This is a genomic window from Virgisporangium aurantiacum (genome assembly GCF_016863635.1).
In the GTDB taxonomy this organism is placed as follows: Bacteria; Actinomycetota; Actinomycetes; order Mycobacteriales; family Micromonosporaceae; genus Virgisporangium; species Virgisporangium aurantiacum.
The window spans coordinates 16,436-37,615 of record NZ_BOPG01000033.1 but is presented as its reverse complement, the minus strand read 5'-3'; the positions used below and the strand labels follow the sequence as shown (position 1 = coordinate 37,615).

Genomic DNA, 21,180 nt, shown 5'->3' with positions numbered 1-21,180 from the left:
TGCTGCCATAGTCGCTGCTGCCGGAACCGCCGTCGGAACCGCTGTCGGTTCCTCCGCACCCGGTCAGAAGCAGCCCGGCCAGCAGACTGGCCAGGAGGGCGACGGACAGCGACAGTCGATTGCGCATACCCCTCGGACGTTAGCGCGCCGGACCGGGTTCCGCCGCGCCCACCCCCACGTTGTGCGAGTGCAACCGCCACCCGCGCGACGGGTGATGGCGCAGTTCGCTCCAGTGGCAGTTGTACAGCGGCGCCACCGAGTAGACGACGCCGTGCGGCCACTTGAGCAGCGCCTCGATCACATGCCGCACGGCACCGCCGTGGGTGGTGACCACCGCCGTCCTCCCCGGGTGCGCCTCGACGATCTCGATCAGGGCCGCCGCCACCCGCTCGCCGACCGACTCGGTGCTCTCCACGTCGGCGTCGTCGATCGGTTCGCCGTTGACCCAGCGGGCGAACGCCTCCGGCCACCGCTCCCGCACCTCGGCCCGGGTGAGCGTCTGCCAGTCGCCGAACCCGCGCTCGCGCAGCCGCACGTCGTAGGTGGGCGTGAGACCGGTGAGCGCGGCCAGTTCGGCGGCGGTGTCGGAGCACCGGGAGAGGTCGCTCGACACGATGAGGTCGGGCTTACGCAGCGCCAACTCGCGTGCGGCGACCTTGGCCTGCGCCCGGCCGGTGTCGTCGAGCTTGGCGTCGTGCTGGCCCTGGATGCGGCCCTCGGCGTTCCAGGCCGTCTGGCCGTGCCGCCACAGAACGAGGCGGGTCGACGTCACTCGCCGGACTCCGCCGGCTGCAGGTCACGGTCGTGGAACGGGATCGTCGGGCAGTCCTTCCACAGCCGGTCGAGTGCGTAGAACTCGCGCTCCTCGGTGTGCTGGATGTGCACCACGATGTCGATGTAGTCGAGGAGGACCCACCGGCCGGCCCGCTCCCCTTCCCGGCGAACAGGTTTCGCCTTCTCGGGCAGGGCGAGCAGGCTCTCCTGGATCGCGTCGGAGATGGCGAGCACCTGCCGCTCGTTGGGGGCGGACGCCAACAGGAACGCGTCGGTGATGACGAGCTGGTCGGCCACGTCGAGAATGACGACGCCTTCGGCCTTCTTGTCGGCCGCCGCCTGGGCCGCGGTCTGTGCCATCTCGATGGCACGCTGGGTAGCGGGCACCTGACTCCTCTCTCCGCCAATCCGGACCGCTCAAGCCTCTCACGCGCGGCGCAGGAGTCGCCTCTCGGTTACTCGCCAACCGAATTCATGCGCTCGTTTCACTCGCTGGAGGACAAGCGGTACAAACCACGCTTCGCTATGTACTGAACCACACCGTCGGGGACCAGGTACCAGACCGGTTTGCCGCCGGCGACCCGCGCCCGGCACGCCGTCGACGAGATCGCCATCGCCGGCACCTCGATCAGGCTGACCGTGTCGGCCGGCAGGTGCTCGTCGCTCAGCTCGAACCCCGGCCGGGTGACGCCGACGAAGTGCGCCAACTTGAACATCTCGTCGGCGTCCTTCCAGGACAGGATGCGTTCGAGCGCGTCGGCACCGGTGATGAAGTAGAACCCGGTATCGGGTCCGTACGTCTTCTTCAGATCACGGAGCGTGTCGATGGTGTATGTCGGCCCGGTGCGGTCGACGTCGACCCGGCTCACCGTGAACCGCGGGTTCGACGCGGTGGCGATCACCGTCATCAGGTAGCGGTCCTCGGCCGGGCTCACCGGCACGTCGGCCTTCTGCCAGGGATGACCGGTGGGAACGAACACCACCTCGTCGAGCGCGAACCGGTCGGCGACCTCGCTGGCCGCCACCAGGTGGCCGTGATGGATCGGGTCGAACGTGCCACCCATGATGCCGACCCGCCGCACGACGTTCATTCGGGGCATCGTAGATCATCACGACCCCAGCAGGTCGCGGACGGCCGCGACCAGGCCCGGATCGGCCCGGATGAGCCGGCGCAGCCGCAGCGCCAGGTTCAGCGCCGCGAACACCGGCGGCCAGGCCGGAGCCGGTTCCCGTGCCGCCGGGCCCGGCGCGGACCGCAGCCACGCCACGACGTCGCTCCACCGGAACACCCGGAACCCGCCGCACTCGACCGCCGGCACGGCACCATCGAACACCGGGCCATCACCTACCGCGCCGGGCGAAAGGCCCAGGCGCGGCGCGATCACATCGAGGGTCACGAGGTCGTCGTCGGGCCCGACCGCGAGACAGTCCAGGCCACTGTCCTCCAGGTCGAGAACCGAGGTGACGACCGCAGCAGGCAACGATGTCGCTTCCCGGTCGAAGTAGACCAGCACCCGACGGGTGGCCGGACCGCTCTCGACCACCGCATCGGTGCAGGTTCCCCGCACCAGCGGGGCCACCAGCGCGTCCCTGGGCCGGGACGCGGCCACCCGCACCCCGTACTGGAACACGGTCATCGCCCGGCCCTCCCCGCCCTCCGCGACCCGCTGGGCGGATGACGGTGCCGGACGGCGAACGCGCACACCCGGCGCAGCCACCACGTCGCCTCGGGCGGCCGCGCCGGCAGCGCCAGCCACCCACGGCAGCGCTGGCACACCAGCCGCCACCCGGGCCGTTCCACCCCGGGGCCGGCCGGGAGGCCCACCACCAGCAGCCCCTGTTCCGCCGCGATCCGCAATAGGTCGAAAGCCATGCCGATTCCCCCCGTCGGCTTGTCCGCCCCCGCATTGAACCCGCCACAACGAACGATCGGAGGGGCCACCAGAGGGGCCATTCACCGCCCTGTGGGCCGGCGATGTGGGCCAGCTTCCCACCATGCGGACCGGTCTACGGGTCGACCGCCTGCTGCCGCAGCACCGTGACCAGTGGCGGACCGACGTCGGGCACCGTCCGGTACCGCACCGGCCGGTACTCCACCGCCTCCGCGCACAACCCCTCGCCCGTCACCGCCGGCCACGGAACGAAGAACGGCTCGGCGCCGTCGACCACCAGCCCCACGTAGTCGGCCCGGGGCAGCAGCGTCGGCAGCGACGTCGTCCACGCGGTCACGGTGAACACGGAGCCGTCGTCGCGGGCGAACAGTTCCAGCTTCGCCACGAACTCGGGCAGGTCGGCCTCGGCGAGAAGTTCCCGCTGGGCGGCGTACTCGTGGGTGGCGAGCAGCCGCTCGGCCCGGCCGAGCATCGCGCTCACAGAGTGGCCCGACGGCGCCGCGTACGGCACGACCCGGCCCACCGCGTCGACGGTGTAGCCGACCGGCGACAGCCGCCGCGGCGCCTCCAGGTACTCGTCGGCGATCAGTTCCAGCAACGGCGCCAGCCCGTCGGGGTCGGCGGCGGTGACCATCAACGTGTTCACGTCGGGCACGAACGCGATCGGCGGCCCGCCGACCCGGCCGGCGAGGCTCGCCAGCCACCCGTCGAGGAGAAGATGGGACGGCCAGTAGGCGTCGCCGTCGTCGACGAAGCGCAGCAGCACCGGCCCCTCGGCCGGTTCCGCGTCGGGCAGCACGCCGCCGGCCGCCAGGTTCCCCCGCGCCGTGGCGAACACCTCCTCGTCGCCGACGCCCCAGTTGGCGGCCATCGCGGCCGTCACGTACGACATCGAGGTCGGGCGGTCGACCACGACGAGCTCGTCGAGAAACGGTTGGGCGGGCCGGCGCAGCACCGCCGGCCGGTTGGACTCGTTGCTGCGGCCGAACATCGCGCCGCGCAGCACCGGACGCAGCAGCGGCCGGACGGACGCCCAGTCCGCCGGCGGCTCCTGCGTACCCAGCAAGGTGGTGACGTAGCGGCGGATCCGGTCGGTGCGCGTCTCGGGCTCGCGTTCGCACTCCGCGAACAGCGTCGCCAGGTACATCCAGACCGGTTGTGTCGCGTCGGCGTCGCGTTGGTACGCCACGGCAAAGCGCTCCTCGTCGAAGCGGGCGTCGGAGGCTCCCTGGGCCCGCATCTCCGAGAGCACCTCGGCGACGAAGTTCTCCCTGGCGTCCACGTCGGGAGACTACACGCAGGTGGGCACGGGTGTTGGCGCCGAACTCAGTCGGTCCATTCGTCGTCAACCTCCGTGTGGACGCGGCGCGCATTGCGTGCCGCGAGCCGCTCCGCGGCGGCTGCGCGAACCTCGTCGACGTCGAGCCGCCGGTCGGTGCCGCGGGGACCTGGAACGAAGTTGTCGCCGACCGGCACCGTGGGGTGCCAGTCGAATTCACGCATGCCGATGCGCACCGGGGAGCCGGGTTCGGCGCCGGCCTTCGCCAACGCGTCCTCGACGCCGAGCCGGGCCAGCCGGTCAGCCAGATATCCGACCGCTTCGTCGTTGTCGAACATGGTCTGGCGCACCCACCGCTCGGGCTTCGTGCCGTGCACCACGTAGACGCCCTCGTCGTCCTGCTCGATGGTGAACCCGGAGTCGTTCACCGCCGTCGGCCGCAACACGATGCGGGTCCGCTCCAGCGGCGGCGCCGACTTGCGGTGCTCCTCGACGGCCTGCGCCATCGCGAACATGAGTTCCCGCAACCCTTCCCGGGTCGCCGCGCTGACCTCGTAGGCCGCCAGCCCGCGCGCCTCCAGGTCGGGCCGCACCATCTCGGCCAGGTCGCGCCCGTCGGGCACGTCGATCTTGTTCAGCGCCACCAGCCGCGGCCGGTCCTCCAGGCCGCCGTAGGCGGCCAGTTCGGCCTCGATCGCGTCGATGTCCGCGAGCGGGTCGCGCTCCGTCTCCAATGCGGCCGTGTCGACCACGTGGACGAGCACCGCGCACCGCTCGATGTGCCGCAGGAACTCCAGCCCCAGCCCCCGACCGTCGGCCGCACCGGGAATGAGCCCGGGAACGTCGGCCACCGTGAACGTGTGGTCGTCGACGCGCACCACCCCGAGGTTCGGGGTCAGCGTGGTGAACGGGTAGTCGGCGATCTTCGGCCGGGCCGCCGACATCACCGCGATCAGCGACGACTTCCCCGCCGACGGGAAGCCGACCAGCCCCACGTCGGCGACGCTCTTGAGCTCCAGCACCACGTCGAACTGCTCGCCGGGCTCGCCCAGTTCGGCGAAGCCGGGCGCCTTGCGCCGGGTGTTCGCCAGCGCCGCGTTCCCGCGCCCGCCCCGGCCGCCCATCGCGATCACGTGGGACGTGCCCTCGCCGATCAGGTCGACCAGCAGCTCGCCGCTCTCGGAGTACACGACGGTGCCGTCGGGCACCGGCAGCACCAGTTCCTCACCGTTGGCGCCGTCGCGGTCGCCACCCTGGCCGCCCTTGCCGTTGCCGGCCCGCACGTGCGGGCGGAAGCGGAAGTCGAGCAGGGTGTGCACCTGCGGGTCGACGACGAGCGTCACGTTGCCGCCATGCCCGCCGTCACCGCCGTCGGGGCCGCCGAACGGCTTGAACTTCTCCCGGTGGACGGAGACGCATCCGTGGCCACCGTCGCCGGCGCGCACATGCAAAACCACCCGGTCGACAAAACTGGCCACGATGATCCTCTCAACAAGCATCAACGGCGGGCCCGGGCGTTCGAGCCCGGAACCCGCCGTTGACGAAAAGCTGTGTGTGTTACGCCTCGACCGGCACGATGCTGACGGTCTTGCGGCCGCGCCGGTTGGCGAACAGCACCGAGCCGCGAGCAAGGGCGAACAGCGTGTCGTCGCCGCCGCGACCGACGAGCTCGCCCGGGTGGAACTTGGTACCACGCTGGCGGATGATGATCGTTCCGGCGTTGACCAACTGGCCGCCGAACCGCTTCACGCCGAGCCGCTGAGCCTTCGAGTCGCGACCGTTGCGCGAGCTGGAGGCACCCTTTTTATGAGCCATCGCCTGCCTACTTTCCGGACTTGATGCCGGTCACCTTGACCTGCGTCAACGGCTGACGGTGACCCTGACGCTTGTGGTACCCGGTCTTGTTCTTGAACTTGTGGATCCGGATCTTCGGACCCTTGGTGTGGGCGACGAGCTCGGCGGTGACCGCGACGCTGGCCAGCTTCGCCGCGTCGGTGACCAGGTTGTCGCCATCGACCAGGAGAACCGCGGCCAGCGACAGCGAGTCGCCCGGCGCACCGGCGAGCTTCTCGACCTCGATCACGTCGCCCTCAGCGACCTTGTACTGCTTGCCGCCGGTCTTGACGATCGCGTACATCGACGCGGACTCCTGTCGTAGCTGGTGGACCTTGATGGTTGCCGGACCCCCGGATAACCTCGGGCACACAGCAACGGGGCGCATAGAAATGCGCCGCAGGCAAGCGTACGCCATGGAGCCCCGACGACCCAAATCCCGGGGATCAGCCGCAGATGCGCAGCACCTTGTCGGTGGCCGACTCGATCTCGGCCGTGTTCAGGTCGCCCAGTTTGTCCAGGTCCTGCACGCCGTTGATCTGGCTGTTGACCTTCTCGAGGCCCTGGGCGTACTCGGTGAGCGCCTGCTTCAGCTCCGGGCTCGTCGCCTTGCCGGCCTGGGTGCGCATGCCGGCCGCCCACTCCGAGAACAGCGTCTTCACCGCGTTGACGGCCGCCTGCTCGCCACCCTCGCCCGAGGCCGCCTGCACGACCGCCTCGCCGAACCTGCGGGTCGAGTCGGCGACGAGCTTCTCCTGGTCGGCGCAGACCTGCTTGTCGGAGCCGGTCGCGGTGCCGCCGTCACCGGCGACGCCCGGGTCACCGGGAGCACCCGGAGCACCGGACCCGCCCGAGGCCGAGGGGTCGACCCCGGCCGGTGCCGATCCGGACGCGGAGGCCGACGCGGACGCGTTCGGCGCGCCGGACCCGGAGCGCTTCGGCTTGTCGTTACCGCATCCGGCGAGTCCGACGGCGAGCGCGACGGACGCGAACAGAACCAGCCCGGTTCGAGCAAGCATCAGGGGGAACTCCTCGGTCGACGTACGGCGGTGCCGCGGCACACAGTACGTCGCTTACCCGAACCGGTACCGCTCGATGCGACCGTATTCGATGAACCTGGCAGCCAGGTCACAGCTGACTGCCAGGTCACGACCTAAGGACGGGTGCGCCGCCTCGTGCCGCGCCGGGTGCGGCGACGCAGCCCGTCACCCGTGTCGTCGGCGTCACCGTCGGTGTCCTCGACCACAGCGGCCTCGTCGGCCTCGACGGTCGGGTCCTCGATGTCCTCGGTCTCCGCCTCCTCGACGTCGACCGGTTCGACCTCCGGCGCCTCGACCTCCGGCGCCTCCGCCACCGCGGCGGCCGATCCGCGCCGGCTGCGGCGCCGGCTGGCCCGCGTCGTCGTCCCCTCGCCGCCGGAGCCGTTCGTGGCCGCCGGCGCCGAGGACGCGGCCGCGACCTTCGCGAGCGCCGACCGGTCGCCGCCGTGGCCGTTGCCGCCGCCACCCCCGCCGCCGCGCTTGTCGCCGACCGGCTCCGGGTGGATGATCAGGCCCCGCCCGCGGCAGTGCTCGCAGGTCTCGCTGAACGCCTCCAGCAGGCCCTGGCCCACCCGCTTGCGGGTCATCTGCACCAGGCCGAGCGACGTGATCTCGGTGACCTGGTGCTTGGTGCGGTCGCGGCCGAGGCACTCGGTGAGGCGGCGCAGCACCAGGTCGCGGTTCGACTCGAGCACCATGTCGATGAAGTCGATCACGATGATGCCGCCGATGTCGCGCAGCCGCAGCTGGCGCACGATCTCCTCGGCCGCCTCCAGGTTGTTGCGGGTGACCGTCTCCTCGAGGTTGCCGCCGGCTCCGGTGTACTTCCCGGTGTTGACGTCGATGACGGTCATCGCCTCGGTACGGTCGATCACCAGCGAGCCGCCGGACGGAAGGAAGACCTTCCGGTCGAGCGCCTTCATCAACTGCTCGTCGATGCGCATGTCGTGGAAGACGTCGCCGGTGCCGGTGTAGCGGCGCAGCCGCGGCACCAGGTCGGGCGAGACGTGCTGCAGGTAGGGCTCGACCATCTCGTACGCGTCGGTGCCCTGGATCACGAGATCCTTGAAGTCCTCGTTGAACAGGTCACGGACGACCCGGATCACCAGGTCGGGCTCCTCGTCGAGGATGGCCGGCGCGTTCACCGAGGTCGACCGCTTCTGGATCGCCTCCCACTGCGCCTGCAGCCGGGCGACGTCCCGGCTCAGCTCGTCTTCGCTGGCCCCCTCGGCGGCGGTGCGCACGATCACGCCGGCGCCCTCGGGCACCAGGTTCTTGAGGATGTCGCGCAGGCGCTTGCGCTCGACGTCGGGCAGCTTGCGGCTGATCCCGGACGCGTTCCCGTTCGGCACGTACACGAGGTGCCGGCCGCTCAACGCGATGTGGCTGGTGAGCCGCGCGCCCTTGGTCCCGATCGGGTCCTTGGTCACCTGCACGAGCACGGAGTCGCCCGACTTCAGCGCCTGCTCGATCGTGCGGGTGCGGCCCTCGAGCCCGGTGGCGTCCCAGTTGACCTCGCCGGCGTAGAGGACGGCGTTGCGCCCCCGCCCGACGTCGACGAACGCCGCCTCCATGCTGGGCAGCACGTTCTGCACCCGGCCGAGGAACACGCTGCCGACCAGCGTCTGCGACGTGCTCCGGGTCACGTAGTGCTCGACCAGGATGTCGTCTTCGAGCACGGCGATCTGGGTTCGTTCGCCGCGCTGCCGCACGACCATCACCCGGTCGACCGCCTCCCGGCGGGCCAGGAACTCGGCCTCGCTCAGGATCGGCGGACGGGTCCGCCGCTGCTCACGACCGTCGCGCCGGCGCTGCCGCTTGGCTTCCAGGCGCGTGGACCCGGAGACGCCCTGCACCTCGTCGCGCGCCGGCCGCGGCTCGCGGATCTTGACGACCACGTTCGGGTCGTCGCTCGCGTCGGAGTCGGCCGCGCCCTTCCGGCGCCGCCGGCGCCGGCGGCGCGTGGTCGAGCCCTCGTCGTCGTCCTCGTCCTCGGCGACGGCCTCGGTGTCGTCGACCGCGTCGGGTTCGGTCTCGCCGTCGCCCTCGTCGTCGGCTCCGCCCCGGCCCCGGCCGCGTCCCCGGCGCCCACGCCGGCGGCGGCGACCGGCGGCGGTCGAGTCGTCGTCCTCGTCGTCGTCCTCGGTGTCGGCGTCGGTGACGTCCTCGGGCTCCTCAGCGGTCTCTTCCGGCACCGCCGGCTCGGCGTCGGCCCCGCGCCGGCCGCGCCGCCGCCTGGTCCGCGCCGGCGGCTCACCCGCCGCCTCGGTTTCGCTGTCTTCGGTGACGTCGTGAGCGTCGCCGTCGGCGCGGTCTGCCCGCCGCACCGGCTCCTCGGCGGCCGGGATGGCCGGGACCACGGGTGCGGCGGCCGCCCGGGACCGTCGGGTCCGGGTGGGTGGCGCCTCTTCCTCGGTGGTCTCGGCCGCCATGAACAGCACGACGGCCGGCGCCGGCCGCCGCCGGGACCGGGTCGGCGCCGCGGCCTCCTCGGGCGCGGCCGAGGCCTCCGCGGCATCGGGGGCGCCCGGCTCGATGAGCACCGGTGGCGCGGCCGCACTCGACCGCCGCCGCGTCCGGCGCGCCGGCTCCGGCGCCGTTTCGGTAGACACGCCGATGGTGTCAGGTTCGGGAAGATTGTCGTTTTCCACGGACGGGGTCTCCCCCGCCGCGTCCGGCTCAGCGGCCGGAACTGCCTCGGCCGCCGGAGCGTCTGCCGCCGGAGCCGCGGCCTTGGTGGCCCGCCGGCGACGGGTACGCGGGGCCGGCTCCGCCGCGGGCTCGACCGCTTCGACGGCCGCCTCGGCCTCGATCGCCGCACCCGGTTCGACGGCCGCCCCGGCCGAGACCTCCGGGGCCGCGGCCGCCGGGGTGCTCTTGGTGGCCCGCCGCCGGCTCCGCCGGGCCGGCGCCGCCGGCTCCTCGGTGACCTCGGCCGGCACCTCGGCAGCCGGCGCCACGGCAGCCGGCGCCACGGCAGCCGGCGCCACGGCAGCCGGCGCCACGGCAGCCGGCGCCACGGCAGCCGGCGCCTCGGCGACCGGCACCGCGGCCGGCACTTCGGCGACCGGCACCGCGGCCGGCGCCTCGGCGACAGGCACCGCGGCCGGCACCTCGGCAACCACTGCCGGCGCCTGAACGGGCTCAGCCGGCAGCTCAGCCGCCACACCGGACGGCGCGTCGGCCTCCTCGGCCAACGGCTCGGAAGCCTCCTCGGCCTCGTCGGTCAGCTCATCGGCCGCCACCAGGGGCGGCAGCTGTTCCCACTTGCTCGGAGCAGGGGTCGTAGGGATGTCGGACGTATCGGCGGCTGAGGCAACGTCGGGGTGCGTCTGCGCCCCACCCGTCTCGCCGCTCGGCTCGTTGTCGAGCATTCGGGACGTTCTCCAGTTCTGGCGCTCCCGGGCGCGTGCCAACGCAGCCACGCAGGAGCACCGTTGTGGTGCCGACGGCCCGCCACCCCGCTCCAAGATCTAAAGCGCGGGCGGCTGGCCACCGAAGTCTGCCCACCCCGTCAGGCCGACGGGGCGCCGATGGCCTCCTGTGCGCGGTCAGCCGCGAACGGATCGACGATCTCGCCCTCCGTGGTGAGCAATCCCTGGGCCAGCCGGGTCGCCCTCGGCGGGCTCGGCGGCTCCAGGCCAGCGACCACGCGCAGGCCGGACAGAACGTCATCGGGTCGCACGGTCGGGGTGACCTGCCGTACGACAAGGTCGAGTATCGCACACGGTGCGCCGTCGACCCCGGAAGGTACGTCATCCCGCACGGCGAGCGACGCGACGGCGACCCGCGCGTCGAACGTCCGGCGGCCCTGCTTGGTCATCCGTTCGACCGGCACCTCGGCCGCCGCCAGGAAGGCCTCGACCGCGGCGGACGCCACCGCGGAGGGCACGCCGGGCAGTTCGATCGTCCACGATCCGGCGTCGATCCGGTCGGCGAGCGACCCGCCACCGGCGAGCGGAGCCTCCATCGCGTCGACGACGTCGAGACCGGGCGACAGGGCCGCGTCGACGGCCCGGGCCAGCAGGCCGACGTCGACCACCTCGCGCAGCCCGATCTCCAGGTACTCGGCCTCGCTGGCGACCCCGGTCGGCGCCGCCGACGCGTAGGACACCTTCGGGTGCGGCGAGAAGCCCTGCGAGTACGCGATCGGCACGCCGGCGCGGTGGATGGCCCGCTCGAACGCCCGGGCGAAGTCGCGATGTGAGGTAAATCTCAGCGGCCCGCGCTTGGCGTACCGCAGGCGCACCCGCTGCACGATCGGCGCCTGCCCGCCCGGCGGCTGGTTCTTAGCCATTGGCGGGCACCCTCAGCGTGCTGTTCAGCGTCAGCGGCACGAGCTTCTTACCGGTCGGGCCGATCTGGATCTCGGTGTCCTGGCTGGGGCACACGCCGCAGTCGAAGCACGGGGTCCAGCGGCAGTCGTCCTGCTCGTAGCCGGAGACCGAGTCCTGCCAGTCCTGCCAGAGCCAGGTCTTGTCGAGGCCGGAGTCGAGGTGGTCCCAGGGCAGCACCTCGGCCTCGCCGCGCTCGCGGGTGGTGTACCAGTCCAGGTCAAGGCCAAAATCGGGCAGGACGGAAGCCGCGGCATTCACCCACCGGTCGAACGAGAAGTGCTCCGACCAGCCGTCGAAGCGTCCCCCGTCCGCCCAGACCTGGCGGATCACCGCGCCGACCCGGCGGTCGCCGCGCGACAGCAGGCCCTCGATCAGCGACGGCTGCCCGTCGTGGTACCGGTAGCCGATCGCCCGCCCGAGCGACCGGTCGGCGTTGATGGCCTGCTTCAGCAGCCGCAGCCGGTTGTCGATCACTTCCGGCGACGCCATCGACGCCCACTGGAACGGCGTGTGCGGCTTCGGCACGAACCCGCCGATCGACACGGTGCACCGGATGTCCTTGGTCCCGGTCGCCGCCCGCCCGGCCTTGATCACCTCGTGCGCCAGCCGCGCGATCTGCACCACGTCGTCGTCGGTCTCGGTCGGGAGGCCGCACATGAAGTACAGCTTCACCTGCCGCCAGCCGTTCGTGTAGGCGGTGACCACGGTCCGGATCAGGTCTTCCTCGGACACCATCTTGTTGATCACCCGCCGGATGCGCTCGGAGCCGCCCTCCGGCGCGAACGTCAGGCCGGTCCGCCGCCCGTTCTTCGACAGCTCCTCGGCCAGCGTGATGTTGAACGCGTCGACGCGGGTCGACGGCAGCGACAGCGACACGTTCGTGCCCGCGTACTGCTCGGCCAGCCCGGAGCACATGTCGCCGATCTCGGAGTGGTCGGCCGACGACAGCGACAACAGACCCACTTCGGTGAACCCGGAGTACTCCAGCCCGTCGCGGACCATCTGCGCCACGGTGGTGATCGACCGCTCCCGCACCGGCCGCGTGATCATGCCCGCCTGGCAGAACCGGCAGCCGCGGGTGCAGCCCCGGAAGATCTCCACCGCGTACCGCTCGTGCACGGTCTCGGCGAGCGGCACGATCGGCTTCTTCGGGTAGGGCCACTCGTCGAGGTTCATCGTGGTGCGCTTGTGCACCCGGAACGGCACGTCTGCCCGGTTCGGCACGATCCGCTGAATGCGACCGTCGGGCAGGTAGTCGACGTCGTAGAAGCGCGGCACGTAGATGCTCTCGGTGCGGGCGAGCCGCAGCAGGATCTCGTCGCGCCCACCCGGCGACCCCGCCGCCTTCCAGTCACGAACGATGTTCGTGATTTCGAGGACGGCCTCCTCGCCGTCGCCCAGCACCGCGGCGTCGATGAAGTCGGCGATCGGCTCCGGGTTGAAGGCCGCGTGCCCGCCGGCGATCACCAGCGGATGATCGGTGCGGTCGGCGGAAGAGAACGGAATCCCCGCGAGATCCAGCGCCGTGAGCAGGTTCGTGTAGCCGAGCTCGGTCGCGAACGAGATGCCGAAGAGGTCGAACGCGCCGACCGGACGGTGGCTGTCGACCGTGAACTGAGGCACGCCGTGGGTGCGCATCAGCTCCTCGAGGTCGGGCCAGACGGCGTACGTGCGCTCGGCCAGCACGTCGTCGCGCTCGTTCAGCACCTCGTACAGGATCTGGACGCCCTGGTTCGGCTGGCCGACCTCGTACGCGTCGGGGTACATGAGCACCCACCGCACGGCGGCCGCCTCCCACGGCTTGACCACGGCACCCAACTCGCCACCCACGTACTGGATCGGCTTGCTGACCTGCGGCAGCAGGTGCTCGAGCTGCGGGAAAACGCTCGTAACGGTCACGGGAACCCAGCGTACGTGAACCACCGCCGTACTCTCGAATTACAAAACGTGAGAGCGACCGGGGGGTGGGGTCATGTCGGATCGGGACGATCCGAAGTTGCCGGGCGCTCAGGTGACCCCGGCGCTCCCCGACCCCAGCGACGACGAGTCCCCGACGATCCGCATTTCCGGCGAAGCCGCCCAAGGCGAGACACAAGATCCCGAGCCGCGCTGGTCGGGCTCGGCCACCGTCCCCCCGCCGGGCACTCCGCGCCGCCGGAGCGGCCTGCGCGACGACGACGAAGACACCTACGATCTGCCCGCCGACGACGACTACGGCCCCACGCTGCGGGAACGCTTCCGCGTCTGGCGGTCCGGCCGCCGCCGGGTCGCCCAGGTCGCCCCGCCGCCGGCGCAGCCACCGACCCGCTCGATGCCACCGCAACTGCCGCCGGGTCACACCCGGCCGGCGCAACCGCCGCCGGGCTATTACGGGCCGCCGGCGGGCCCACCCACGTCATGGGCCGGCCAGCGCGGTGGTTACGGCCCACCGGCCGGTCGCCCGCCACGTCCGCAAGATCAGAGGAGACGGGCACAGCCCGCTCGCCCACCCGTGAATCCGTACCCGTACGCGGCCCCACCGCCCGCGCCCCGACGGCGGCGCCGCCGCTGGCCGTGGTGGCTGCTGTTCTGGTTCCTGGCGGCGGTCGCCTGCTGCGGCGGCGCCACCCTGTGGGCCAAGCCGTACACCGAGGAGTACCCGGCGAGCATCGCGGCCGAGGCCGACGTGCCGGGCCTGACCCGCTCGAAGGACGCCACCCGCCAGAAGACCGCCGACGCGCTCCTCGGCAAGGTGGAGTCGGAGCAGTGGGACGAGGGCTCGCTGTCGGTCCTCTACAGCGACAGCCGCCAGCGCGGCGCGACGCTGCTGGCGACCACCCGGTTCATCTGGAACCCGGAGAAGGACCTCACCGCGCGCTTCGCCGACCTCACCGGCGACCTGAAGATCACCGGTGACGCCGAGGTCGACGCCGGCCCGCTGGGCGGCTACAAGCGCTGCGGCACCGGCTCGCTGAACGGTCGCACGGTGGCGGTCTGCGGCTGGGCCGACCACGGGTCGCTGGCCGTGGGGGTGTTCGGCAACCGCTCGGTCGACGAGTCGTCGACGCTGCTCGACACGATCCGCGGCGCCGTCCTCAAGCGAGGGTGACCAGCGAGTCCTCCTGCTCCCCGGCCCGGACGAACCGCGCGACAACGGTGGCGAGCCGCGCCGCGACCAGCCCGATGAACGGCAGGTGCTCGCCGTCGACGCAGGTGGCAGTTCGCCCGGGCTCGGCCGCGTCATCAGGGTCGTCGGGCTCGAACCGCTCGCCCCACCGCACCAGCCCGAACGTGCCGTCGGCGGCGAGCCCGGCGTGCACCGACGGCACTCCGGCCGTGGCCGCGAACGTGCGCACCACCAGCCGCGAGGCGGCGTTGTCGAAGCAGTCGACGAGCAGGTCGGCACCGGCGGCCACGGTGGCGACGTTGTCGGCCGTGAGTCGCACCGGATACGCCGTCGCGTCGACACCGTAGAACGTGCGCAGTTGCAACTTCAGCGCCTCGGCCTTGTTCCGGCCGACCGCCTGGCGCGTGAACGCCTGTGACAGCAGGTTCTTCGACTCCACCCGGTCGAAGTCCACAATGGACAGTTTCGCCGGCAGCGTGCGGCACAGGGTGACGGCGGTGGAGCCGAGCGCGCCCGCGCCGCAGAAGAGAATCAACACCCGAACGGCACCTTCGGCCGCAGGTAGAGCCGCAGCACCCCGTCGGGACCGTGGATCCGGTCGACGACGAAGTTGGCGAACAGGCCCGGCTGCGCGGTGTCGGTATGCAGCGCGCGCCGCATCGCCCGCTCGCGCATCGCCTCGGCCGCGACGCGCTTCACCTCGGCGTCGCTGAGCTTGTCGTCGACGTCCCACGGGACGTCGGCCGAGCGGCCGCTGTACGTCACGTTCAGAATCGCCATGCCCTATCCCCCCAGTCCGGATGCCCGGCGCAGGTCGAGAACCCACGCCGGTTCGACGTCCTCGATCAGGGTGGTGCCATCGGGCCGTCGGCGCAGCAGGTTTTCCGGTGTCACCACGGCGTATCCGAGCGGGCGGCCGAGGGCTGCGTCGACGGCGTCCATAGTGGACAGATCGGTGGCGGAGAACGCCAACGGGCCGCGGGGATGCGAGTGGGCCACCTCGGCGAGCGCGTCGCGACAGGCCCAGATCGCGGACCACCGCTCCCGCGAGTCGGGCAACGCCGACGGGTCGCCGGAGGAGTCGCGCCACAGCACCGTGCCCTCGGCGTCCAATAAAAAGCACACCTCGGTGACTAACAAGACGCAGTCACCACGCGGTGATCTCCAACTGGAACGTGCGGATCGCCTCGGCGATCACGCCCGGCAGGCTCTCCAGTGTGACCCGGCGGTCGGCGCCGGCCAGGCAGATCCCGGCGTCGACCACCCGCAGCGACTCACCGTCGACCACCGAGACGAACCGGTCGTCCATGAAGTCGTACCGCACCTCGAGCAGGTCGCCGCTGAGCCACCGGCTGTCGCGCAGCACCGCGCCGGCGCCGTACAGGGCGGCCTCGGCCCGCTCCAGCACCCGCTCCCGCGACGAGGTGGGCCGCAGCCGCGCGTCGGTGCGCTGCGCCCGCCACTCCTCGACGTGGTTCGGCTCGGCGTAGCGCCGCTCCTGCGCGGCCGTGAGGATCCGGCGGGCCGCGACGTCGCCCACCGCGACGAGTTCACCGATGTGCCACCGCAACTGCACCGGCCGCATCGGCACACCCAGCGCGGTGGCCACCCGCAGCATGACGGCGTACCCGAACGCCGCCCGCAACGGCGCCGGCACGCCGGAGATCGCCGTCAGCGAGCCGTTCACGCCCTGCTCGGTACCCTGCTCGAACACGGCCCGCACCCGGTCTTCGACACCGGTCTCGAAGTCCTCCGTGTCGTACAGCAACGCCCCGCCCGGCCACCGCCGCGCGATCACCGGCGCGAACCGCATCGGATCGGTGTCCGGCCCCATCGCGAGGCGGTACGCGACGGCCCGCTCACCGACCAGATAGCCGGCCACCCAGTAGCCGCGCACCGCGGGCAGGTCGCTCAGGTCGGGCGGGTCGGCGGGTTCGACCGCCGTCGCGGTGCGCCCGCTGACCTCGAACCGCCAGTACCCGGTGGAGGTGGCGCCGGACGCCCGCAGCCGCCGGTCGCGGGTGTCGACGTAGGGGCCGCCGAGGTACGGCAGCACCATCGTCTCGGCCTCGTGCTTCAGGAATCGCCTGTAATCCGTCATGGCCGCAGCTCGCTCCGCGACCTGCGGCCATGCCGCCGAGGCGGTCGCTCCGCGCCCTCCTCGGCTCCACTGAGCCAAATGATGACCTCGCTCCGCTCGGTCATGTCGCCGTGAGGAGGGGAGTTGCCAACACCTTGTCGAGCCACGGGTACGAGGCAGCCGGGCGCGACCGATCGGCCACCGGCGCGTCGAGCAGCGTCTTGAGCACCCGCGTCACCTGGTACGGATCGTCGAACTGGCCCACCTCGACCTCGCTGAACGGCACGCCGAGATCGTGCGACGCGTCGCGCACCGTGCTGCCGCGCTGCCAACTGCTGTCGACATTGACGATCAACGCGATCGCCGACGGCCGGTAGCCGTAGCTCCGGAACGCCTCGGCGAATCCCGATCCGCTCTCGCCGGCCTCGTCGCCGACCACGATCACGATCAGCGCCGCGCCGGCCGGGATCTCGACCTCGGCCACGCGAAGCGCGCGCAGCGCGGCGCCGTGCAGCGTGCCGCCGCCGGCGTTGACCGACGACAGCAGGTGCGTGACACCGGCCCGGCTGGTCACCTTCGGCCGCAGCACCCGGCCCATGGTGTCGAACGTCGCGATGTGCAGCCGCTCCGGCGGGAAGCCGGCGAGGATGCGGACCAGCGTCTCCTTCGACTTCGCGATCGCGCCCTCCATCGAGCCCGACTTGTCGACCAGGAAGAACACGTGCACGTCTTCGTCGGCGACGGCGTCGCTGACCGCGCTGGCGACCGCGGCCTCGGCGGCGACCTCCAGCGACTCGCGCACGTCGGCACCGCGCACGTTGCGGGCGACGTTCAACGACCGCTGGTCGGTGGCCGAGAGCAGGGCCTTCTCCCAGCGGGCACGGATCTCGGCGTCGGCGAGCAGGCCGAGGCTCTCCAGCGTGGGCGTCAGGATGCGGACGTCCCGGTCGCTCAGCGACGGCAGCAGTGTCACCATGATCGCCGGCGTGAGGCCGACGCCGGCCGGCAGCCGGCCGACCGTCTCCTTGAACGACAGCTTCTCCGCGACGATGCGCTCGCAGATCTCGGCCTCGCCGAGCCCGTCGAACCGCTCGCGGCGCTGGAGCACCAGGTCGCCGCCGACGCCCACGGTGCGGTGCCCGCCGGCGGCCTGCTTCTGCGCCCAGCCGAGCACGCTGAAGAACCGGTCGGTGGCCGGCTTGTAGCCGCACTTGCGGGCCAGCGCCTTGATCGTCTCCTTGTAACCGGCCTTGACCAGGCCGTCGAGCAGCGGGGCGTTGCGCTCGCGGTGCGCGAGCCAACGCCGGGCGGCGGCGGGCCACCGCCCGAGCGGCGGCTTGCGGCCCGCCGGGTCGGCAAATCCGGCAGACCGGTTGAGCGCGGCGATCTCGGGCGTCTCCAGCAGGTGGGCGACCCGGAGCACCTGCTTGGGCGTCATCGACCGGTCGCCGAGGCGCAGCATCATCGCGACGCCCACCCCGCGATAGTCGTCGTCGTGAAAGGCGACCGAACCGTCGTCGTCGTGCACCGGCGCGCCGGTGCGGTGCTGCACCAGCATCAGCGCGGCCAGGCACACCTGCAGGTCACGCCAGTCGCTCTCGGTGGCGGCGTAGCTGGCGAACCGGGCGGCGAGTTCGGGGTCGAGACGGTAGATGTCGAGCAGTGTGCCGTAGAGGTGCACCGCCGCGGGCGCGAACAGCCCAGGTGCCACCCGCTTGGCCCCGGGGCCGGCGGCGTCTGTACTGAGGAGCGCAGGGAGCGCAGCGACCGGAGCGACGAGGGAAGACGTCGCCTCCTCGGGCCCCGGGGCCCGCGCGAGCGGAGCGAGCGCCGACAACGCAGCGCCGGGTTGCCGGCGGCCGCGCGTGGCCGGGAGCCATTGACCGTTGCTGTCGATGCCCGGCCGGTTGTGCCACAGGTGGGCGCCGGAGTTCAGCACCAGGTGGAGCAGGCGGTCGGCGGCGCCGCGGTCTTCGGCTGGCAGGTTCATGGCGACGTTGAATCCCCGTGTAATGACAAAAGAAATGCCACCCGAGTGACGAAGCCTGAATAAACCAGAATCTCAATCTGGCCCATTATTATGGGCTGCGTGTAAGGCCTCGTCGGCCGGGTGGCCGTTAACAACTATGAGTCACGCTAACAGCCGCGGTCAACGGCTTATCCCCGCCCGATCTTCCATACCTGGAAATCGGTCGCGGTGGCGCAGGCCAGGCGGCTGGCGGCAACGTCGCAGCTGGCCCGGCGGATGGTCACCTGGCCCAGTGTCTTCCGGTTGTCCCCGTCGAGGTCGAGGCCGGTCACCGTCAACGACTGCGGGATCGCATCCCAGTCGGCTGCCGCGCCGAAGGGATGGGTGGGCAGCATCAGGGCGTCGATGTCACCGCCGTTCAGGTCGTCGGCGAGCAGCAGCACCTCGCTGTCATAGATGTGGTTCAACCCCCGCGTCGGCTCGACCACGATCGAGCTGAACTTGTCCTGTTGCAATGCCGGGACGATCATGAAGTTGTCCGTGCCGTACGACAGGCCGGGCACCCGGTAGGACACCGCCGCGTACGGCACCGGGGTGCGCTGCTCGGAGCCGGTTTCGATCTGCACGAACTCGCGGCTGACCGGCGAGTTCGGGCTCTCGTCGATCACGCAGACGTCGTCGTCGGCACCGCAGAAACCCATCCACACCGGCTGGCGGTCGGTCGGACCCTGGTAGATCGGGGATCCCGACCGGAGCACCTGGTAGCCCAGCTTGCTCTCGGCGAGGAGGAGGGCGCTGCGGTCGTAGTCGTACTCGATCAACGTGGTCGGATGCCCCGGCGGCACCTTCGCCTGCGTCGCCTGCAACCCCGCCGACGAGAACCGGTAGACCTTGCCGGCGCCGTCGATGAAGAACGTTCCGTTCTCGCTGTACAGCGGCCGGGAGCCGCCCGGCAGCCCGATCGGTGTGCCCGGCACGTTGCTCTTGCTGTCGACGGTGCCGTACCGCGCGGTGTTGGCGGCCGCCGAGTGGGTGACGTATTCGAGGGCGGTTCCCCCGCCGCCTTTCGTGCCCTGCAGCGTCACCAGTTCGCCGTTGCCGAGCGTGGCCGTCGCCGACTCGTCGGTGACGGGGTTGGCCACGAACATCTGCCGGCTTCCGTCCGCGGCGGGCACGGACACCACCGCCACCCAGTCGCCGAGCTGAACGGCGACGGTCCACCCACCGGCCGGCGCCGACCTGTACGAGTGCTTCGCCTCCGTGGCGAGGTTGACCGTCGACACCTCGACGGAGCCGTCGGTGTGCTGGCCGATCGCGTACGCCGTCGAGGCGGTGACGACCATCTGGTGCAGACCGGTCGGCGCCAGGTCGGCGATGGTGATCGTGTGTTCCTTCGCGAACGGCTCGACCGTCTGGGCCTGGTAGACCAGATAACCGCCGTAGCACAGGCCGCCCACGACGAGCGCGATCGTGAGCAGCCACGGCCAGGCCCGGTAGCGGCGCGGCGGGCGCGGCGGCGGCCCGGTCGTCACCCACATCGGCCCGGCGGGCATGGGACGGGGCGGGGGTGGACCCACGTTGGTGTACGGCCTCGGGACCGGTCGCGGCGGAACCTGGGTCGGCATTCCCGACGGCATTCCCGAGGACGGCATTCCCGACGACGGCATTCCCGAGGAGGGTGACCCCGAGATCGGCGTTCCCGACACCGGCAGCCCGGACACCGGCGTTCCCGACACCGGCACGGCCGGGGACGCCGACACCGGTGCCTGCGTCGGCGTGGACGCGGCGGCCACCCCACCCGCGACGGCGCCCTCGGCCACCGGAAGTTCCGGCTGCTCCAGCACCGTCGGTGCGACGTTGTTCTCGGCGTGCAGGATCCGGCTCAGCAACGGGACCCGGCTCGTGCCGCCCACCAGGAAGATCCCGCTGAGCTGAGCGGGTGTGAGGTTGGCCTGGCGCAGGGCGCGGGTCAGTTCACCGGTGGCCCGGCGCAGCAGCGGCGTGGCCAGCTGCTCCAGCTCGTCGCGGGTCAGGTGCAGCGACGCGCTCACGCCGGGCACCGGGATCGGCGCGTTGTTCGAGCGGGACAGCATCTCCTTGGCGGCGCGGACGTCGTCCCAGAACATCCGCCGGTTCCGCCGGGCCAGTTCGTCGGTCGGCTGGCTGATCTGGGCCCACACCTGCGGGTGCTGCACGGCCAGCAACTGCCCCAGGTGGGCGACGATGGCCGCGTCGATGTCGAGGCCGCCGAGGTCCTCCGCGCCGCCGGTGCCGACGACGGTGAAGGTGGCCCCGTCGTTGCGCACCAGGGCGACGTCGAGGGTGCCGCCGCCGAAGTCGAAGATCGCCAGCGTGCTGCCCGGCGGGATCGGCCGGCGCAGCGTCTCGGTGAAGTACCGGGCCGCCGCGATCGGCTCGGGCACCACGGTCACCGGCGGCCAGCCGGCACGGGAAGCGGCCTGCTGAAGCCGGCCCTTGCGGGCGCTGCCCCACGCCACCGGGCAGGTGATCACCGCCGGCGGCAGGTGGCCAACGGTGTCGGTGACGGCCCGGGCGACCGCCCGCAGCGGCGCCGCGAGCACGTCGACGATCGGCAGCTCCCGGTCACCGAGGAACAGCGCGTCGTCGTCGATGCTCCGCTTGGGGTTGGGTTCGTACCGGGCCGGGTCGAGCTGGGCCATCCGCTGGGCGTCGCGACCCACGCGCAGGGTGCCGTCCTGGTCGAGGAAGACGGCGCTGGGCAGCACCGGTTGCCCGTCGAACAGCACCGGACGGGTACGACCGTCGGGCCACCGGACGATCGCCACGGTGTTCGACGTGCCCAGATCGATGCCGACCGCATACCCGCTGGCCATTGGTCCCCCCGGCCT

20 protein-coding genes are annotated in these 21,180 nt (G+C 71.8%); 1 reads left to right on the top strand and 19 read right to left on the bottom strand.

The genetic code is table 11. The annotated features are described in order from the left end of the window. Positions 1 to 139: 139 nt before the first annotated feature. The 13 genes from Vau01_RS25870 to Vau01_RS25810 form a co-directional block, all read right to left on the bottom strand. Positions 140 to 772, bottom strand: a complete 633-nt coding sequence (locus Vau01_RS25870; RefSeq protein ID WP_203997237.1) for a histidine phosphatase family protein — start codon at positions 770 to 772, stop codon at positions 140 to 142. Further along, entirely contained in the window at positions 769 to 1,161 is a 393-nt protein-coding gene (gene rsfS, locus Vau01_RS25865) for a ribosome silencing factor (RefSeq protein ID WP_203997236.1), read from the bottom strand. Before rsfS ends, Vau01_RS25870 begins: the two co-directional genes overlap by 4 nt. Before the next feature lie 98 nt (positions 1,162 to 1,259). Next, positions 1,260 to 1,865 (bottom strand): nicotinate-nucleotide adenylyltransferase, encoded by a 606-nt coding sequence (nadD, locus tag Vau01_RS25860; RefSeq protein WP_203997234.1) that lies wholly within the window; start codon positions 1,863 to 1,865, stop codon positions 1,260 to 1,262. An 18-nt stretch (positions 1,866 to 1,883) separates the two neighbouring features. Continuing rightward, the gene (locus Vau01_RS25855) at positions 1,884 to 2,411 is read right to left on the bottom strand and encodes a hypothetical protein (RefSeq protein ID WP_203997233.1); all 528 of its coding nucleotides are present in this window, start codon (positions 2,409 to 2,411) and stop codon (positions 1,884 to 1,886) included. After that, entirely contained in the window at positions 2,408 to 2,647 is a 240-nt protein-coding gene (locus Vau01_RS25850) for a hypothetical protein (protein WP_203997232.1), read from the bottom strand. The genes Vau01_RS25855 and Vau01_RS25850 overlap by 4 nt, the downstream gene beginning before the upstream one ends. A 134-nt stretch (positions 2,648 to 2,781) precedes the next feature. Then, positions 2,782 to 3,948, bottom strand: a complete 1,167-nt coding sequence (locus Vau01_RS25845) for a DUF1444 domain-containing protein (RefSeq protein WP_203997230.1) — start codon at positions 3,946 to 3,948, stop codon at positions 2,782 to 2,784. A 44-nt stretch (positions 3,949 to 3,992) separates the two neighbouring features. Next, positions 3,993 to 5,423, bottom strand: a complete 1,431-nt coding sequence (gene obgE, locus Vau01_RS25840) for a GTPase ObgE (RefSeq protein WP_203997228.1) — start codon at positions 5,421 to 5,423, stop codon at positions 3,993 to 3,995. Positions 5,424 to 5,502: 79 nt separating this feature from the next. Then, a complete protein-coding gene (rpmA, locus tag Vau01_RS25835; protein ID WP_203997227.1) occupies positions 5,503 to 5,760 on the bottom strand; it encodes a 50S ribosomal protein L27 in 258 nt (85 codons plus the stop codon). 7 nt (positions 5,761 to 5,767) lie between these two features. Further along, on the bottom strand, positions 5,768 to 6,082 hold the full coding sequence (gene rplU, locus Vau01_RS25830) for a 50S ribosomal protein L21 (protein WP_203997225.1): 315 nt from the start codon (positions 6,080 to 6,082) through the stop codon (positions 5,768 to 5,770). A gap of 142 nt (positions 6,083 to 6,224) precedes the next feature. After that, entirely contained in the window at positions 6,225 to 6,797 is a 573-nt protein-coding gene (locus Vau01_RS25825; protein ID WP_203997222.1) for an Rv2240c family protein, read from the bottom strand. Positions 6,798 to 6,931: 134 nt separating this feature from the next. Next, positions 6,932 to 10,243: an Rne/Rng family ribonuclease gene (locus Vau01_RS25820; protein ID WP_444546039.1), complete on the bottom strand. Its 3,312-nt coding sequence runs from the start codon at positions 10,241 to 10,243 to the stop codon at positions 6,932 to 6,934. Between the two features lie 89 nt (positions 10,244 to 10,332). Then, positions 10,333 to 11,115, bottom strand: a complete 783-nt coding sequence (locus Vau01_RS25815) for a TIGR03936 family radical SAM-associated protein (protein ID WP_203997221.1) — start codon at positions 11,113 to 11,115, stop codon at positions 10,333 to 10,335. Continuing rightward, a complete protein-coding gene (locus Vau01_RS25810; RefSeq protein WP_203997219.1) occupies positions 11,108 to 13,054 on the bottom strand; it encodes a TIGR03960 family B12-binding radical SAM protein in 1,947 nt (648 codons plus the stop codon). The genes Vau01_RS25815 and Vau01_RS25810 overlap by 8 nt, the downstream gene beginning before the upstream one ends. A gap of 73 nt (positions 13,055 to 13,127) precedes the next feature. Here Vau01_RS25810 and Vau01_RS25805 point away from each other — a divergent pair, with 73 nt between their 5' ends. Next, positions 13,128 to 14,243: a hypothetical protein gene (locus Vau01_RS25805; protein WP_203997217.1), complete on the top strand. Its 1,116-nt coding sequence runs from the start codon at positions 13,128 to 13,130 to the stop codon at positions 14,241 to 14,243. Here the strand turns inward: Vau01_RS25805 and Vau01_RS25800 are convergent. From Vau01_RS25800 to Vau01_RS25775, 6 genes are all read right to left on the bottom strand, one after another. Beyond that, positions 14,230 to 14,799, bottom strand: coding sequence for a ThiF family adenylyltransferase (locus tag Vau01_RS25800; protein WP_203997214.1), 570 nt, complete (start codon positions 14,797 to 14,799; stop codon positions 14,230 to 14,232). The genes Vau01_RS25805 and Vau01_RS25800 overlap by 14 nt on opposite strands. Beyond that, positions 14,793 to 15,041, bottom strand: a complete 249-nt coding sequence (locus Vau01_RS25795; RefSeq protein ID WP_203997212.1) for a hypothetical protein — start codon at positions 15,039 to 15,041, stop codon at positions 14,793 to 14,795. The genes Vau01_RS25800 and Vau01_RS25795 overlap by 7 nt, the downstream gene beginning before the upstream one ends. Before the next feature lie 3 nt (positions 15,042 to 15,044). After that, positions 15,045 to 15,401, bottom strand: coding sequence for a hypothetical protein (locus Vau01_RS25790; RefSeq protein ID WP_203997211.1), 357 nt, complete (start codon positions 15,399 to 15,401; stop codon positions 15,045 to 15,047). Between the two features lie 7 nt (positions 15,402 to 15,408). Then, positions 15,409 to 16,362 (bottom strand): hypothetical protein, encoded by a 954-nt coding sequence (locus Vau01_RS25785; RefSeq protein ID WP_203997210.1) that lies wholly within the window; start codon positions 16,360 to 16,362, stop codon positions 15,409 to 15,411. Between the two features lie 100 nt (positions 16,363 to 16,462). Continuing rightward, a complete protein-coding gene (locus Vau01_RS25780) occupies positions 16,463 to 18,331 on the bottom strand; it encodes a vWA domain-containing protein (RefSeq protein WP_203997209.1) in 1,869 nt (622 codons plus the stop codon). Positions 18,332 to 18,498: 167 nt separating this feature from the next. Beyond that, on the bottom strand, positions 18,499 to 21,165 hold the full coding sequence (locus Vau01_RS25775; protein ID WP_203997208.1) for an Hsp70 family protein: 2,667 nt from the start codon (positions 21,163 to 21,165) through the stop codon (positions 18,499 to 18,501). Between the last annotated feature and the right edge of the window lie 15 nt (positions 21,166 to 21,180).